General features: G+C 72.2%; 13 protein-coding genes and 1 pseudogene. 10 read left to right on the top strand and 4 right to left on the bottom strand.

Going from position 1 to position 16,294, the window contains the following annotated elements:
* Window positions 1-120: 120 nt before the first annotated feature.
* The 4 genes from ABZ934_RS13780 to ABZ934_RS13765 all read left to right on the top strand — a co-directional run bounded on the left by ABZ934_RS13780 (window position 121) and on the right by ABZ934_RS13765 (window position 7,212).
* Window positions 121-1,752 carry a serine/threonine-protein kinase gene (locus ABZ934_RS13780; RefSeq protein WP_361312359.1) on the top strand — a complete coding sequence of 544 codons (1,632 nt, stop codon included), beginning with the start codon at window positions 121-123 and terminating at the stop codon, window positions 1,750-1,752.
* A 103-nt stretch (window positions 1,753-1,855) separates the two neighbouring features.
* Complete coding sequence (locus ABZ934_RS13775; RefSeq protein ID WP_361312357.1) at window positions 1,856-3,487, top strand: succinic semialdehyde dehydrogenase; 1,632 nt, start codon at window positions 1,856-1,858, stop codon at window positions 3,485-3,487.
* A 24-nt stretch (window positions 3,488-3,511) separates the two neighbouring features.
* On the top strand, window positions 3,512-5,347 hold the full coding sequence (locus ABZ934_RS13770; protein ID WP_361312356.1) for a GMC family oxidoreductase: 1,836 nt from the start codon (window positions 3,512-3,514) through the stop codon (window positions 5,345-5,347).
* Window positions 5,348-5,535: 188 nt separating this feature from the next.
* Window positions 5,536-7,212 carry a peptidase gene (locus ABZ934_RS13765; protein ID WP_361312354.1) on the top strand — a complete coding sequence of 559 codons (1,677 nt, stop codon included), beginning with the start codon at window positions 5,536-5,538 and terminating at the stop codon, window positions 7,210-7,212.
* Window positions 7,213-7,504: 292 nt separating this feature from the next.
* On the opposite strand, the gene ABZ934_RS13760 is transcribed toward ABZ934_RS13765, so the two are convergent.
* Window positions 7,505-7,783, bottom strand: coding sequence for a chorismate mutase (locus ABZ934_RS13760; protein WP_361312352.1), 279 nt, complete (start codon window positions 7,781-7,783; stop codon window positions 7,505-7,507).
* Window positions 7,784-8,239: 456 nt separating this feature from the next.
* Window positions 8,240-8,434, bottom strand: a complete 195-nt coding sequence (locus ABZ934_RS13755; RefSeq protein WP_361312351.1) for a hypothetical protein — start codon at window positions 8,432-8,434, stop codon at window positions 8,240-8,242.
* A gap of 172 nt (window positions 8,435-8,606) precedes the next feature.
* Here ABZ934_RS13755 and ABZ934_RS13750 point away from each other — a divergent pair.
* The 6 genes and pseudogenes from ABZ934_RS13750 to ABZ934_RS13725 all read left to right on the top strand — a co-directional run bounded on the left by ABZ934_RS13750 (window position 8,607) and on the right by ABZ934_RS13725 (window position 14,767).
* Window positions 8,607-9,353, top strand: a pseudogene (locus ABZ934_RS13750) (DUF6879 family protein).
* A 25-nt stretch (window positions 9,354-9,378) separates the two neighbouring features.
* The gene (locus ABZ934_RS13745) at window positions 9,379-10,221 is read left to right on the top strand and encodes a helix-turn-helix transcriptional regulator (protein WP_361312349.1); all 843 of its coding nucleotides are present in this window, start codon (window positions 9,379-9,381) and stop codon (window positions 10,219-10,221) included.
* 118 nt (window positions 10,222-10,339) lie between these two features.
* Window positions 10,340-11,932: a glutamine-hydrolyzing GMP synthase gene (gene guaA, locus ABZ934_RS13740; RefSeq protein ID WP_361312348.1), complete on the top strand. Its 1,593-nt coding sequence runs from the start codon at window positions 10,340-10,342 to the stop codon at window positions 11,930-11,932.
* Between the two features lie 122 nt (window positions 11,933-12,054).
* Complete coding sequence (locus tag ABZ934_RS13735; protein WP_361312346.1) at window positions 12,055-12,870, top strand: class II aldolase/adducin family protein; 816 nt, start codon at window positions 12,055-12,057, stop codon at window positions 12,868-12,870.
* Between the two features lie 94 nt (window positions 12,871-12,964).
* A complete protein-coding gene (locus ABZ934_RS13730; RefSeq protein ID WP_361312344.1) occupies window positions 12,965-14,230 on the top strand; it encodes a hypothetical protein in 1,266 nt (421 codons plus the stop codon).
* Window positions 14,231-14,302: 72 nt separating this feature from the next.
* Complete coding sequence (locus ABZ934_RS13725; protein WP_361312600.1) at window positions 14,303-14,767, top strand: DoxX family protein; 465 nt, start codon at window positions 14,303-14,305, stop codon at window positions 14,765-14,767.
* Here ABZ934_RS13725 and ABZ934_RS13720 read toward each other — a convergent pair.
* Both ABZ934_RS13720 and ABZ934_RS13715 read right to left on the bottom strand, forming a co-directional pair.
* Entirely contained in the window at window positions 14,713-14,937 is a 225-nt protein-coding gene (locus tag ABZ934_RS13720) for a hypothetical protein (RefSeq protein ID WP_361312342.1), read from the bottom strand. The genes ABZ934_RS13725 and ABZ934_RS13720 overlap by 55 nt on opposite strands.
* A complete protein-coding gene (locus ABZ934_RS13715; RefSeq protein ID WP_361312340.1) occupies window positions 14,924-16,234 on the bottom strand; it encodes a PspC domain-containing protein in 1,311 nt (436 codons plus the stop codon). Before ABZ934_RS13715 ends, ABZ934_RS13720 begins: the two co-directional genes overlap by 14 nt.
* Between the last annotated feature and the right edge of the window lie 60 nt (window positions 16,235-16,294).

Below are 16,294 nucleotides of genomic sequence, written 5' to 3'. Positions count from 1 at the left end.
GGATTGACGGGCCATCAGTACGGCGATTCCGTCACAGTGCTGTCTTACCGCCCCCGCGCGGTGGGAGCATCGCCCGGGGCTCCGTAATCTGGCCCGAAGTGCACAGAGTGGCGGGGTTTCGTGGAACAGCAGACAGGTGCGGGCGCGGTGCTCGCGAGCCGGTACCGGCTCGTCGAGCCGATCGGCAGCGGCGGCATGGGCAAGGTGTGGCGCGCGCATGACGAGTTGCTGCACCGTACGGTGGCCGTCAAGGAACTGACGGCGGGTCTGTACGTCGCGCAGGCGGACCGGGACGTGCTGCACGCCCGGACGCAGAAGGAGGCCCGGGCCGCTGCCCGGATCCAGCACCCGGCGGTGGTCACCGTCCACGACGTCCTGGAGCACGACGACCGGCCCTGGATCGTCATGGAGTACATCGACGGTCCCTCGCTGGCCGAGGCGGCCAAGGCGGCCGGCCGGATCGAGCCCCGCGAGGCGGCCCGGATCGGACTGCACGTCCTGGGCGCCCTGCGCGCGGCGCACGCGGTCGGCGTCCTGCACCGGGACGTGAAGCCGGGCAACGTGCTGCTCGCCAAGGACGGCCGGGTCCTGCTCACCGACTTCGGGATCGCGGCGATCGAGGGCGACACCTCGATCACGCGCACCGGTGAACTGGTCGGCTCCATCGACTACCTGGCCCCCGAGCGGGTCACGGGAGGGGCGCCCGACCCGGCCTCCGACCTGTGGTCGTTGGGAGCCACCCTCTACACGGCTGTCGAGGCGCGCTCGCCCTTCCGCCGTACCTCGCCGATCTCCAGCCTCCAGGCGGTGGTCAACGACGAGCCGCCCGCGCCGCGCCAGTCCGGCGCGCTGGGTCCCGTCATCACCGCCCTGCTGCGCAAGGACCCCGCCGAGCGGCCCTCGGCGCAGGAGGCCGAGCGGATGCTGCTGGAGGCGATGGAGGGCCGGGAGCCGAAGGCGGCGCAGGCCTACGTGCCCACCCGCGCGATGACCACGGACGAGCTGGCTCCCGCCCAGGAGGCGCGGGCGGAGCGCGCGGCGGGAGCGGCGCCGGAGACGCGGACGGCGCACCTCGCCGAACAGCCGCCGCCCGGACCGGCCCCGACGTCCGGCAATCCGGTGGGGGGCCGCATCCGGCGTGCCGCCGTCGTCGCCCTGGTGGCGGCGCTGCTGGGCGGCGGCGGGGTCTTCGGCGTGCTCAAGTACACGCAGGCCACCGACGGGGGCGGAGGCTCCGACAAGAACGCGAGCGCGCCGGACGGGCAGCAGGACGAAGACAACGATGCCGTTGCCCCGCCGGCCGGCTGGAAGAAGGTCGTCGACCCGGCCGGTTTCTCGCTCTTCGTCCCGAACGACTGGTCGCGCCGGATGGACGGTGACCAGATCGACTACACGCCGGACGGCGGCAAGCACTTCATCCGGATCGCCGTCGACAAGAGCCCGGACTGGCCGAACCCGTACACGCACCTGCTCGACCTGGAGAAGCAGCTGCGCGAGCGCACCGACTACAAGCGCCACGACCTGCACGGGAACACCTTCCGGGGCACCACCCGGGCGGCCCTGTGGGACTTCAGCTGGACCGAGAAGGGCGCCCAGGCCGGACCGCGCCGGGCCGTCGAGCAGATGTACGTGACGCCGGACGAGGTCGAGTACGCGGTCTACATGTCGGGGCCGGCGGCCGACTGGGCGACGACCCGCCAGCAGTTCGACACGGTGCTCAGCGGCTGGCAGCCCGTCCCCAAGGCGGGCTGAAACGGCGCCGGCCGGTCATCCTGCCGGCGGACACTGGCGGAAATGGGAAAATCCGGTTACCGACGGGTACCCAAAGGCCCCGGGGCGGCATACGCTCACCGCCATGACGGACTCGCAGGCCCTCTCCGCCCCTCTCCGCTCCGCTCCGCAGCCCACCAACCCGGTCGCCGCCGCCCCGGCCGGCGCCCGTACCGCGGCCGACGTGGTGACGCCCGACCTGGTCGCCCGGCTGACCCGCGGAGTGATCGGCTCCGGCCGCACCGCCAACCACTCGCCCTTCACCGGAGCCAAGCTGGCGGACCTCCCCGAGGCCACCCCCGAGGACGTGGCCACGGCCTTCGACCGGGCGCGGGCCGCGCAGGGAGCCTGGGCCGCCGTGCCCGTACGCCGACGCGCGGCCGTCCTGCTCCGTTTCCACGACCTCGTGCTGGAGCGACAGGCCGAGGTGCTCGACCTGATCCAGCTGGAGACGGGCAAGGCCCGCCTGCACGCCCACGAGGAGGTGCAGGCCGTCGCCGTCGGCGCCCGCCACTACGGCCGCAAGGCCGCGTCCTACCTCCGTCCCAAGGGCCACACCGGGGCGATGCCGACGCTGACCAAGGTCACCGAGCTGCGCCAGCCGCGCGGCGTCGTCGGCCAGATCGCCCCCTGGAACTACCCCCTCGAACTGTCCGTCGGGGACGCGCTGCCCGCCTTCGTCGCCGGCAACGCACTCGTCATGAAGCCCGACACGGAGACCGCGCTCACCGCCCTGTGGGCCCGTGACCTGCTGATCGAGGCGGGACTGCCCGCCGAGGTGTTCCAGATCGTGCTCGGCGACGGCCCCGTCGTCGGCCCGGAGGTGGTCCGCCACGCCGACTACGTCTCCTTCACCGGCTCCACCCGTACCGGCCGCGAGGTCGCCCAGGGCGCCGCCGCCCGCCTCGTCGGCGTCAGCCTGGAGCTCGGCGGCAAGAACGCCATGCTCGTCCTGCACGACGCCGACGTGGAGAAGGCCGCCGCCGGCGCCGTCCGCGCCTGCTTCTCCTCCGCGGGCCAGTTGTGCATCTCCATCGAGCGGCTCTACGTCCACGCCTCCGTCGCGGACGCGTTCGTCGAACGGTTCGCCGCCCGCACGAAGGCCATGCGGCTCGGCAACTCCCTCGCGTACGGGGCCGACATGGGCTCGCTCGTCGGGGAACGTCAGCTGGAGACCGTACGCCGGCACGTGGACGAGGCCGTCGCCAAGGGCGCCACCCTCGTCGCGGGCGGCGTCGCCCGCCCCGACATCGGCCCGCTCTTCTACGAGCCGACCATCCTCGACGGCGTCGACGCCCCGATGGCGGTGTGCGGGGAGGAGACCTTCGGCCCCGTCGTCTCGATCTACCGCTTCACCGACGAGGACGAGGCCGTCGCCCTGGCCAACGCGACCCCCTACGGGCTCAACTCCAGCGTCTGGACCAAGGACGCCCGCCGCGGCCACGCTGTCGCCGCCCGCCTGCGCACCGGCACCGTCAACATCAACGAGGGCTACGCCCCGGCGTACGGCAGCGCCCAGTCGCCCATGGGCGGCATGAAGGAATCCGGCCTCGGCCGCCGGCACGGCTCCGAGGGCATCCTCAAGTACACCGAGGCCCAGACCGTGGCCCACCAGCGGTTGCTGCCGATGGCGCCGTCGCTGGGCATGGACGACGAGAAGTACGCCGCGTTCATGACCCGCAGCCTCAAGATCATGAAGGCTCTCCACCTGCGCTAGCAGCACCGATCGGGAGGCACGGCAGTGTCGTACGACCACGGCCACGGCCACGGCCACGAGCACGACCACGAGCATGACTACGACTACGACTACGACGTCATCGTCATCGGATCGGGCTTCGGGGGGTCGGTCTCGGCACTGCGACTCACCGAGAAGGGGTACCGGGTCGGCGTCCTGGAGGCAGGACGCCGCTTCACCCGCGAGAGCCTGCCCCGCACCAGCTGGGACCTGCGCAACTACCTGTGGGCACCGGCGCTCGGGCTGTACGGGATCCAACGCATCCACCTGCTCGGCAACGTGATGGTGCTCGCGGGCGCGGGGGTGGGCGGCGGCTCCCTCAACTACGCCAACACCCTCTACGTGCCGCCCACCGCCTTCTTCGAGGACCGGCAGTGGGCCTCCATCACCGACTGGCGCGAGGAACTCGCCCCGTACTACGACCAGGCCAAGCGGATGCTCGGTGTGCGGCTCAACCCGACGATGACCCCCTCCGACGTCCACCTCAAGGCCGTCGCCGAGAAGATGGGCGTCGGGGACTCCTTCCACATGGCCCCCGTCGGCGTCTTCTTCGGCGACGGCGAGGACGCCGGCGGAAACGGCAAGGTCCGGCCCGGCGAAGAGGTACCCGACCCCTACTTCGGCGGCGTCGGCCCAGCCCGCACGGCATGCACCGAATGCGGCGAGTGCATGACGGGCTGCCGCCACGGCGCGAAGAACACCCTCACCGAGAACTACCTCCACCTCGCGGAACGCGCGGGCGCAGTCATCCACCCCATGACCACCGTCACCGCGCTCTCGGAACACCCCGACGGCGGCCACCGCGTGCGCACCGTCCCCACCGACAGCCGGCGCCGGGGCAGGGCCAAGGTGCTGCGCGCCCGGTACGTGGTCGTCGCGGCGGGCACCTACGGAACCCAGACCCTGCTGCACGCGATGAAGGACCGCGGCGAACTGCCCGGCATCTCGGACCGGCTCGGCGACCTCACCCGGACCAACTCCGAGGGTCTGGTCGGCGCCCAGACCGACGACCGCCGCTACCGCCGGCGCCACGGCGCCGCCGCCCGCGCCGACTTCACCAAGGGCGTCGCCATCACCTCGTCCGTCCACCCGAACGCGGCCACCCACATCGAGCCCGTCCGCTACGGCAAGGGCTCCAACGCCATGGGGTTCCTGACCATCCTCCAGGTCCCCCACCACACCCACCGGGTACGGGCCTGGTTCGCCCGGACCGCCACCCACCCCGTCCAACTGCTGCGCTCCCTCTCCAACCATCGCTGGTCGGAGCGGACCATCATCGGCCTGGTCATGCAGTCCCTGGACAACTCCCTGACCACCTACCGCAAGCCCGGCGGCCTGGGCAAGGGCCTGCTGACGGCCCGCCAGGGCCACGGCGCCCCCAACCCGGTGCAGATCGCGGAAGCCACCGAAGCCGCCACCCTGCTGGCCGAGGAGATCAACGGCTTCCCCGGCAGCAACGTCGGCGAGCTGATGGGCACCCCGCTGACCGCGCACTTCCTCGGCGGCTGCCCCATCGGCGCGTCCCGCGAGGAAGGCGTCGTGGACCCTTACCACCGGCTGTACGGGCACCCGGGCATCTCGGTGGTCGACGGCGCGGCGGTCTCCGCGAACCTCGGCGTCAATCCGTCGCTGACGATCACGGCACAGGCGGAGCGGGCGATGTCCTACTGGCCCAACAAGGGCGAGCCGGACCCGCGGCCCGCGCAGGGCGCCGGATACGTCCGGCTCGCCGCGGTGGAACCGGTCGCCCCGGCCGTTCCCGAGGAGGCGTTCGGCGCGCTGCGGCTGCCGTTCCTCGCGGTGCCCGAGATTCCCGCCAGGCAAACGGAACCCGGGAACTGACCGCACGGGAGCCCCGTATGAAAGCGGCGGGCACCGCGCTCCCCCTCCGAGCGCGGTGCCCGCCCGACACACATGAGTGACCGGTGGCCGACGTAGAAGGTTGTAGCGGAATTGCGCCGGGGAGGCTGTGGTGTCCATCACACAGTGGGGCGGGCAACCGCGCCGCGCGTTCGGGGGTCCAGGGGAACATGAGAAAGCGCATCTCCCTGCTGGCCGCTTGCGGCCTGGTGGCCTTGGGCACGGCCGCCGTCCCCGCGAACGCCGCGGATCCCGTCCTTCCGCTCGTCGGCCCCGCCGCCCTGGACCTCCCACTGCCGGTGGACGGCGGCTCCGCCAGGGAGCAGCGGTTGAGCATCAGCCTCGACCGGCCCGCCACCCCCGCCCCTTCCTTCAAGGGCCTGTTCACGGTCGACCTGAGCAAGGTCGCCGGCGTCGCGACCGTGCGCGAGCACACCAGTGGCCCCGAGCACCACTGCACGGAGAAGGACGGCGGGTTGGAGTGCGCCTACGTCGGTCTTCCCGTCGGCCTGGAACTGGACGTGGCCACCGCCAAGGGAGCCGCGAACGGCGCGACCGGTGAGATCACGGTGACGGGCGAGACCCCGGGGGCCACCATCACCCCCCTCACCACCAAGATCAGTGTCGGCGGCCCCGACCTGGTGATGCGGGAGATGAAGCTCAAGAAGGACCTCACGCCGGGCGAAAGCCAGCCGTTGCCGCTCGTGTTCGCCAACGCGGGCACGCAGGCGGCGAAGGGAGTGGTCCTGGAGCTGGGCACCACGCGCGGCATGGAGCTCGTCGAGACCTACGACAACTGCCGCACCCGCACCGCCGGTGATCTGACCACCGTGCTCTGCGCCGTCGAGGGCGACTTCGTCCCCGGCGCGGTCTACGAGCTGGCCGGCGACAGCCCGCTCCACATCAAGGCGACCCGGCACGCCTACGACGACTCGCTCGTCTACGGCATCCACCCGGCCGGCGACGAGCCGAAGGCCGCGTCGTGGAGCGGCAAGGCGGCGACCGGCCGCACGCTGACCGCCACCCCCGCGAAGAGCGCGCCGGCCGCGTCCGCGCCGCTGCGCGCGACGGACCTGAACCCCGGTGACAATCGGCGCGAGTTCGCCTTCCACACCCAGAACACCGCCGACTTCGCGACGAGCCCGGTGTCCCTCAAGGGCAAGAAGGACGACACCCTCAGCACCGCTTTCACGTTCGAGAACAAGGGGCCGGCCTGGATCCGCGCCGCGCTCCCGGCCGACTCGCTGGCCCGCACGGTCGTCGTGGTCCCCGAGGGCGCCAAGGTCACCCGCAAGCCGCAGGAGTGCCTCGCCGTCGACGCGGACGGCACCAAGCGCGCCGAGCAACTCGGCGCGCCGCGCTACGAGTGCGCGCTCGGCAGCCGGGTGAGCGAGAACGAGAAGGTGGTCTACCCCTTCGACCTGAAGATCGAGAAGGTCGTGGCGGGCGCCAAGGGCTCCGTCACCGTCGGCGACTGGGGCGCGAACGCGCCGCGACCGCACGCCTTCGACCCGAACGCGGCGGACAACACGGCCGCCGTCGTCATCAACGCCAAGGGCGGCACGGGCACCGACCCGAGCCCGAGCCCGTCTACGAGCGGCAGCCCGTCCCCGTCCCCGTCCCCGTCCCCGAGCGTGAGCGCGTCAGCGAGCCCCTCGTCCACGTCGACCGCTTCCGGCGGCACCGGTACGGGCACCACCGCGCAGGGCGGCAACCTGGCCTCGACCGGCAGCACCGTCGGGCCGCTCGCGGTCGGCGCGGCGGCACTGGTCGCGGCGGGCGGCGCGCTGTACGTGGCCGTCCGCCGGCGGGGCGCCCGCGGCCAGCGGTCCGCGCGCACGTCTTGACGTGACGACGGAACGGCCGGCCCGGGGCGTCCCCCGGGCCGGCCGTTCCTTTGGGTGACCGGGCTGCTGTCCCCTGCCGTCCGGTCACGCGGGAGCGAGGTCCCACGACGCACACCCGTCGGGCGGTACGCCTCATCGCTCCCGTGGAGCCACGCGTGGTGGTGCCGACCGCGCCTGGCAGGCGCGGCCACCGGCATCAACGAAGGCGGCCGGCGGCCGGTCACGCCTTCGGACGGGTGACGAACAACCGCCCGCGGGACGGGCTCGTGCGGCGACGGCCTCGGACCCGACCTCAGACGCGGCCGCGGCACAGCTCCAGCAGGGTCATGGCGAGGGAGGTGCCGGGCTTCCCGAGAGCATCGCTCCAATGGGAGAGCACCTCCATCTCGCGCGACAGGTGCACCCGGCGGCCACCGGAGCCGATCCGGGCCTCCTGGATGACAGTCGAGACGGCCATCCGCTCCTGGATCAGACCGATGATCCGGTCGTCGATGGCGTCGATGCGCGCGCGGGAGTCGGCGATCAGCTGCTCGGGGGTGGTGGCGATCGTGGTGGTGGTCATCGTGCTCATGGCGGTTCTCCTGTGGATAGTGCCGTCAGGAGCGGAAACGCGAGAGCGCCCCGGTCCTGTCGGACCGGGGCGCTCTGGGAAGTCAGCGGCTCAAGCGAGCATCACGAGGACCCATGGCGACCGGACCGGCCGGTGCCATAGGTAAAGAGGAAGCTCAGCTGCTTGCGCATGGAAGGGATTATTACCATCCCTCCCCTTCTCGACCAACCCCGCCCGGATCGTGAGACGGCCCTGCGGTCGGGCGCGTGACGCGCGCATGGTCGGTGCACACCCGGCGGAACAGGTCGTGGCCGGTCAGCCCGGTGTGCCGCAGGGCCCAGTCCTGAGCGGCTTCCTGCGCCTCCTGCGGCCCGGAGTCGGCCCCGCAGTGGGGGGCCGTGCAGAACGCCTCGTGGGTGATCCCGCCCTCGGGCGCGTGCCGGATGGTGTGCGCGACGTACCCGTACACCGGCCGCCTCAGCACCCGTCCCGCCCGCGGTGGGCGACGATCTCCACATTGCAGTCCGACACCGCCGAGCGGTCGCCGTTCCGGTACGCCTCCGACCGCTGCCTCGCGAGCGCGGCGCACACATCGCACCCGGCCGCGGGTCTGGGCGCGCCGGCGGGCAGGGAGAGGTGGACCGGGGGGCTCATGGTGGTCTGCGTTGCCATGAAATGGACGGTAGGGATGGCGACTTGAGGCCGCGAGGCCGTGTTCTCGATTGTTCTCGCACCCCGGTGAGATGTTCTCGGATGTTCCCACGTGGTCTTGGGTATGACCTACCGTGGCGTCCGGGTTCCGTGAATGCTGGGCGTGGAAGTTCCCGACAGAAGGGGCGAGTTCATGGCGCGGCGACTGCGTTTCAACGGCACGGGCTCGGGCGGCGGTGGCTGTCCCGCCCTGCACCAGGACTTGGACAGCGGGGAGATCGTCGTCCAGGGAAGGCCACTCACGGACCCGGAGGACATCGAGCAGCTCCAGTACCTCGGTGAGGGCTAGGTCCCGGTCGTGGTCCCCAGGGAACTGCTGGTGGACTTCGGCCCCAAGGAGGCGGAGCGGGTTCCGCACGTCATCGACCTCGACGCCTTCGGGCGGCTCTTCGAGAACTTCGAGCACACGGCCTGGAGGTTGGAGACCAGGCGGCGCTTCGCGTCGGACGAGGCCACCGAGACCTATGCCCAGTTCGTGGCCGGTGAGCCCGTGCAGTGGGACTACGACGACGCCTGGTCCCGTACCGTCCGAGGGCAGACGGATCAGGGCAAACGCTTCGAGCGGGTGCGGATCGTCGACAACCCGCCGTCTGCGGGGCAGCTCTATCTGCTCGACAATGCCAAGCGGAACTGCGCCGTGGGTGAGGACATCCGCAACCTCTGGCGGGAGGAGGCGGACCACCTGCGGCTGCCCGCCGAAGACTTCTGGATCTTCGACTCCCGGTTCGTGGCCCTCCTCAACTTCGATGAGGCCGACAACCTGGTCGACGTGGAGCTGATCACCGAGCCGGTGGCCGTCAACCGTTACGCCCAGATTCGCGACGCGGCATGGCACTACGCGGTTCGCTACGAGGCGTTCGCGGCGGGCCTGGCCGGCTAGGCGGCCCGTAAGTAGCGTGTGACCGGTGAGCACAGACTTTCAGAAGGCGCGGGCCGCGCTCGGGGCCAGGCTCCGAGACCTGCGGGTATCGGGCCCTGCGGGCAGGCTCACCGGTACACAGCTGGCGGAGCTGCTCGGCTGGACGCACTCCAAGGTCTACAAGCTGGAGAACGGGCGGCAGACCGCGACGGCCGACGATTTGCGGGCCTGGGCGGAAGCGACCGGCAGCCCGGACGCCACCGACGAACTTCAGGCGCGGCTCAAGGGCTTCGAGTCCCACATCCGCTCATGGCGCCGCCAACTGGCCTCCGGACATCGAGCGGTGCAGGACGCCATCACCGCCGAGCACGCCCGCACCACCACATTGCGTATCTGGGAGAACTGCCTCGTCGCGGGCATGCTTCAGACGGCCGACTACGCCCGGGCCGTCTTCACCCGGCACGCCGACCTCATGCAGTCGCCCCGTGACACCGAGGCCGCGGTGCGGGCGCGGGTACGCCGCCAGGAAGCGCTGTACGACTCCGCCAAGCGGCACCACATCATGATGTGGGAAGGGGCGCTGCACGCCCTCGTGTGTCCCCCCGCGGTCCTCGCGGCGCAGCTCGACAGGTTGCTGAGCGTCATCGGCCTCGACACGGTCGAACTGGGCGTCATTCCGTTCTCGAACCCTTTGAAGATCCACCCCGGCAACGGTTTCTGGATCTACGACAAGCGGCTCGTGATCGTGGAGGACTGGCACGCGGAGATGTGGCTCGATGACGCCGACAGTGTCGCGACGTACGACCGCGTCTGGAACACCCTCCGCGAGTCCGCGGTCTACGGCGCCGACGCGCAGCGGGTGATCGGGGACGCGCGGCGCTCGCTGTGACCGAGGGGTCGCGGTGCGTCACGGTCCGCGGTCCTCGGACGGTACGACAAAGCAGTGGGTGCCGCCGCCGTTAGAATCGACAAAACAGCCACCTTTTCTCCGCCGGAAGGCCGCCCCCGTGCCAGAAGCACCCTCCGCCGCCCACGACAGCGCCCCGGACACGGTTCTCGTCGTCGACTTCGGCGCACAGTACGCCCAGCTCATCGCCCGCCGCGTCCGCGAGGCACGGGTCTACAGCGAGATCGTGCCCAGCACCATGCCCGTGGCCGAGATGCTGGCCAAGGACCCCAAGGCGATCATCCTCTCCGGCGGCCCGTCCTCCGTCTACGAAGAGGGCGCCCCGCAGCTGGACAGCGCGATCTTCGAGGCCGGGGTCCCCGTCTTCGGCATGTGCTACGGCTTCCAGCTGATGGCGACCACCCTCGGCGGCCAGGTCGACAACACCGGCGCCCGCGAGTACGGCCGTACCCCGCTCGCCGTGTCCAAGGCCGGCTCCACCCTCTTCGAGGGCACCCCCGAGAGCCAGTCGGTGTGGATGTCACACGGCGACGCCTGCTCCGCCGCCCCCGAGGGCTTCTCCGTCACCGCCTCGACCGACGTCGTCCCCGTCGCCGCGTTCGAGAACGACGAGAAGAAGCTGTACGGCGTGCAGTACCACCCCGAGGTCATGCACTCCACGCACGGCCAGCAGGTGCTGGAGCACTTCCTCTACCGCGGCGCGGGCCTCAAGCCGACCTGGACCACCGGCAACATCGTCGAGGAACAGGTCGCGGCCATCCGCGAGCAGGTCGGCGACAAGCGTGCCATCTGCGGCCTCTCCGGTGGCGTGGACTCCGCCGTCGCCGCCGCCCTCGTCCAGAAGGCCATCGGCTCGCAGCTGACCTGCGTCTACGTCGACCACGGCCTGATGCGCAAGGGCGAGACCGAGCAGGTCGAGAAGGACTTCGTCAACGCGACCGGCGTCCAGCTCAAGGTCGTCGACGCGCAGGAACGCTTCCTGAACGCGCTCGCGGGCGTCTCCGACCCGGAGACCAAGCGGAAGATCATCGGCCGCGAGTTCATCCGCGTATTCGAGCAGGCCCAGGCCGAGATCATCGCCGAGGCCGAGGGCGGCCCGGCCGTGGCGTTCCTGGTCCAGGGCACCCTGTACCCGGACGTGGTCGAGTCCGGCGGCGGCAGCGGCACGGCCAACATCAAGTCCCACCACAACGTGGGCGGCCTGCCCGACGACATCGAGTTCGAGCTCGTCGAGCCGCTGCGCCAGCTCTTCAAGGACGAGGTCCGGATGGTCGGCCAGGAACTGGGCCTGCCCGACGAGATCGTCCACCGCCAGCCCTTCCCGGGCCCCGGCCTCGGCATCCGCATCGTCGGCGAGGTCACCAAGGAGCGTCTGGACCTGCTGCGCGAGGCCGACGCCATCGCCCGCGAGGAGCTCACCGCGGCCGGTCTGGACCGGGAGATCTGGCAGTGCCCGGTCGTCCTGCTCGCGGACGTGCGCAGCGTGGGCGTCCAGGGCGACGGCCGCACCTACGGCCACCCCATCGTGCTGCGCCCCGTCTCCTCCGAGGACGCGATGACCGCGGACTGGACGCGCATGCCGTACGAGGTGCTCGCCCGGATCTCGACCCGCATCACCAACGAGGTACCGGACGTCAACCGCGTGGTCCTGGACTGCACCAGCAAGCCGCCGGGCACCATCGAGTGGGAGTGATCCCCGCCCGTACCCGCTGACGAAGCCGCCGCTCCCCTGATGGGGAACGGCGGCTTCGCCGCGTGTATGGCCTCTTCGGGCGCCCGCCGGTACCTTGCGCCGCGACCGGAGGAGGGAGGGCCATGGCCGAACGACCCGCACCCGTGCCCGCGGAGAAGCTGCGCTTCGAGCTGCCGCCCGCGCACACGGACCCAGCGCGCGAACGCGCCCACCGCAGGGAACGGCTCGCCGGGGCGCTGCGGCTGTTCGCCCGGCTCGGCTACGAGGACGGGGTCGGCGGGCACCTCAGCGCGCGCGACCCCGAGTTCGAGGACTGCTACTGGGTGAACCCCTTCGGCCGGGCCTTCGCCTCCCTGACCGCCGCCGACCTGCTGCTCGTCGACGGGGACGGACAGGTGCTCCAAGGGGCCCGACGGGTCAACCAACTGGCCTTCGCCGCGCACGCCGCCGTGCACCGCGCCCGCCCCGAGGTGGTGGCGGTGGTCCGCGCGCAGGCCCCGTACGGCAGGGCACTGGCCGCGCTCGGCGAACTGCTGGCCCCGGTCTCCCGCGACGCCTGCGCCTTCTTCGAGGACCACGCGCTCCTCGACGAGTACACCGAGCCCCGCGACCCCGTACGGATCGCCCGCGCGCTCGGCCCGTACAAGGCGCTGATCCTGCGCAACGACGGGCTGCTGACGGTCGGCGGCTCCGTGGACGCGGCCGCCTGGTGGTTCATCGCCGCCGAGCGGGCGGCGCAGGTCCAACTGATCGCGCGGGCGGCCGGGAAACCGGTGCCCGTCGACCACCGCGCCGCGGTCTCGACGCGGGAGCGGTTCGGGACGGACCTGGCCGCCTGGGTGAGCTACCAGCCGCTGTGGCAGACCGTGGCGGACGCGCCCCCGCAGCGTGACGCGGAGGGCCGCCGGACGGGTGACGTCAACATCATGAACGGTTAATCACCTGCTCTGACATCGTGCGCAATCCGGAGCAGTGCCGCAGTGGTGCACAATTCGCTGGCATCGCACCGGAGTTCAGAGAGGCGGCACGCACGTGGCTGTCCAAGAGATCCCCCGAAGTACCCACGGCGGCACCTGCACCTGCGACGACTGCCCGCACGGAGCCCGGGAGGGCCACCGCCGCGCGGTGGCCGCGTTCCTGGAGAAGCGGGAGGAGTTCGCCGCCGGGCAAGGGCTGCCGGCCGCGGTGGCCCGCTCCGCCGGGGCGTCGCGCCAGTGGGTCTCCGACGAGCTGACCCTGTCCGCGCGCACCGTCGCCGACCGGGGCCGCGAGGCCGGCCACTCCTGGCTGTACCTGCTCTCCCGACGCGCCGTCCTCACCCTGTGGATCACCGCCGGGGTGCTGCTGGTCGTCGAGATCGGCACCGCGCTCGGCAACGGCTGGTCCACCGCCCGCACCGCCGGACTGCTCGCGGCGCTGGTACTGGCCGGGCTGCTGACCGTCGCCGCCCGCGCGCAGTCGCTGCGCGGCGGGCTGCTGGCCCCGCTGGTCGGCGAGGACAACCGGCTGTCCACCTCGAAGGCGGTGCCCGTCGCCTGGCTGGTACTGACCGCCTTCGCCGCGCTGCTGCCGGCGCTGCGCCTGGCCGCCTCCTCGCCCGGACCGGAACGCGAGGCCCTGTACGCGGGGCTGGCGCTCGGGCGGGCCCTGCCACTGCTGGCGGTGCTCGCGCTGACCTCGGGCGTCGCGGTGCTGGTGCGCCGGGTGGTCTGCGTACGCATCATGGGCCAGCGGCTGCAGAAGCTGCCCGCCGACCACCCCAGCGGCGCCGACCTGCTCACCGACGACGCCGGGCGGGGCAGCTTCCCCGACGCCCAGTACGTACTGGTCTCCACGGTGGTGCTGGCCTTCGCGGCGGTGTCGCTGGCCCGCTTCCCGGACCGGCTGCCCAGGCTGCCGTGGGCGCTGACGCTGCTCGTGGCGCTGTCGGCGGCGGTGTACCTCGCGGCGAAGTACGCGGAGGGCAGCCGCCCCCTGGTGCTGTCGGTGGTGCGCAGACGGGAACCCGGCGACCTGGACGCGGCCGTCCGCCCCGGCGACGACATCGAGATCCGGGGCGTGGGGTTCGTACCGCCCGGGGCACAGACGCCGGAGATGTTGGCCCGGCTGGTGGTGCGGATCGGGGCCGTGCACGTCCATGTGCCGCTGGTGCCGGTGGCGGGCGGCTTCACCAACCCGTCGGACACGGTGCTGACCGTGCCCGTCCCGGCGGAAGTGGAACCGGGCCGGGTCGAGATCCAAGTGGTCACAGCCGCCGGAGTGGAATCCAACCGTTGCGCCATCGACGTGGCCGAATGAAGCGGGTACACATGGGGCGTGAACCGAACTGATGTCTCTGCGGCCGACGTCCCTCCCGAGGCCGGAACCGGCGTGCGGGGCGTCGCCGCCCGGTACGCGCTCCTCCCGCTGCGGATCTTCCTGGGCGTGACCTTCGTCTACGCGGGTCTGGACAAGCTCACCGACTCCGCGTTCCTCTCCGCCTCCGGCCCCGGTTCCATCGGCGAGCTGATGCACGGCGTACGGGACACCGCCGCTGTGCCCGCCCTGGTGGACCTCGCCCTCAAGTCCCCCGTCGGTTTCGCCGTGGCCCTGGCCATCGGTGAACTGCTCGTCGGCCTCGGCGTCCTCGCGGGCCTGCTGACCCGGATCGCGGCCACCGGAGGCGCGCTGATCTCGCTCAGCCTGTGGCTCACGGTCTCCTGGGCCGTCACCCCGTACTACTACGGCAACGACCTGGCCTACCTGATGGCCTGGCTGCCGTTGGTGCTCGCCGGGGCGCCCTACCTGTCGCTGGACGCGCTGTTGCGCTCCCGCCGGTCCCGGCGCACGGCGTAGGTCACCAGCCCCGCCAGGGCCGCGAGGGTGAAACCGCCGATCGTCATCGGGACGACGGCGTACCAGGGCGCGTCGGCCTCACCCGTCGCGTCGAGCAGGTAGAGGACACCGCCCGCGAGCAGGACCAGGCCCGCGATCAGCCTGCCGGGCTGGAACTCATGACGCCACACGGGCCACCTCCACCTGTCCCACACCCGCGTCCAGGTGCAGCTCGATCGTCCCGCCGGCCTCGGTGCCGGCGGCGGGGGGCAGGGTCGCCTGCCGGGTCTCGCCACCGCTCTTGATCCGCACGTCCCGGCTCGTCTCCCCGGGGAACCGGATGTCGCCCACCCGGATCGAGACGTCGGTCCTCGCGGTGACCTCCCGGGGCACGACCACCTTCAGCCGGCCTGCCTCGATCGACGCCCGGACGGTCAAGGTGCTGCCCTTCGGCACGTCCAGCCGGCTCAGGTCCAAGGTGGCGAGCCCGGTCCCCGAGGAGTACAGCGGCCGTACGTCCGTCACCGCGGCCGGCCGCCACCGCACGTCGTGCCAGTCGGTGCTGATGTCGCGGGGCAGTACGGCCGCCCCCGCCAGCAGCCCGGCCGTGAGCAGGGACAGCAGGATCGTGCCGAGGCCGGTGCGGCCCTTGACGGAGCTGACCGCGAGGCCCAGCCCGAAGACCGCCAGCGCGGCGGCCAGCCCGACCTGGAGGGCGTGCGAGAGGGTGCTGCCCCGCCACACCGACGCACAGGCGCTGCCACCCGCCAGGACCGCCAGCACGAACACCCTGCCGCCGATCCCGCTTCCCCGGCGTACCGCCCGCGAGGACGGCGCCGCGACCGCCGGGGCGGGACCGCTCGCACCGGCCACGCTGTCGTCCGGCCCCCACAGGTAGCCCGTCGAGCCGACGGGACCGGTGGTGCCGTCCTTGACCAGCGGATCCCGCCACCAGGACGGGCTGCCGGGCACGGGCGGCGCCTGCGTCTCGGGCGGCGGCACCGGCCGGTGCGCGGCGACCCGCTGGGCCTCGGGGGAAGCGGGCTCCGGCGGCGCCGAGGCGCGGTGCCGGCGGGACCAGTAGGCGGCCGCGCCGAGCGCCAGGACGACCAGGATGGAGAAGACGCCCAGGCCGCCGTTGTCCAGCATCGACAGGAACAGCGCACAGCCCACCAGCGCCGCGAACAGGGCCGCCAGGGTCGCCCCCTCCACCCGGCCCGTGAGCAGCTTCTTCGCCTCGGAGTCCTCCTCGCCGTCCAGGGGGAGCAGCAGCCAGGCGAACCCGTAGAAGATCAGACCGACGCCTCCGGTGACCGCGAGGACGCCGAGCACGATGCGGAAGACCACCGGGTCCAGGTCGAAGTACCGGCCGAGACCGCCGCACACGCCCGCGAGGACCTTGTCGTGCTTGCTGCGGCGCAGCGCCGGACGCCCGGCCGGGGCAGGGGCCCCGGTGTCCTGCGGCGGGGAGTCGTGTACGTCGGTCATGCGTCCATGGTGACGGCCGCCGGGGCCCGGGACATCCGGCCCGACCCTGGGACAACCCTG

Source organism: Streptomyces sp. NPDC046557 (genome assembly GCF_040645975.1).
Classification (GTDB): domain Bacteria; phylum Actinomycetota; class Actinomycetes; order Streptomycetales; family Streptomycetaceae; genus Streptomyces.
Note: the sequence above shows the minus strand (reverse complement) of the source record. Positions and strands in the feature narration are given on the sequence as shown.

Coding starts and splice junctions, on each gene's coding strand:
- ABZ934_RS13755 (WP_361312351.1), bottom strand. CDS start 8,434: ATGGCAACGCAGACCACCATGAGCCCCCCGGTCCACCTCTCCCTGCCC.
- ABZ934_RS13760 (WP_361312352.1), bottom strand. CDS start 7,783: ATGAGCACGATGACCACCACCACGATCGCCACCACCCCCGAGCAGCTG.
- ABZ934_RS13765 (WP_361312354.1), top strand. CDS start 5,536: ATGAGAAAGCGCATCTCCCTGCTGGCCGCTTGCGGCCTGGTGGCCTTG.
- ABZ934_RS13715 (WP_361312340.1), bottom strand. CDS start 16,234: ATGACCGACGTACACGACTCCCCGCCGCAGGACACCGGGGCCCCTGCC.
- ABZ934_RS13775 (WP_361312357.1), top strand. CDS start 1,856: ATGACGGACTCGCAGGCCCTCTCCGCCCCTCTCCGCTCCGCTCCGCAG.
- ABZ934_RS13735 (WP_361312346.1), top strand. CDS start 12,055: ATGGCCGAACGACCCGCACCCGTGCCCGCGGAGAAGCTGCGCTTCGAG.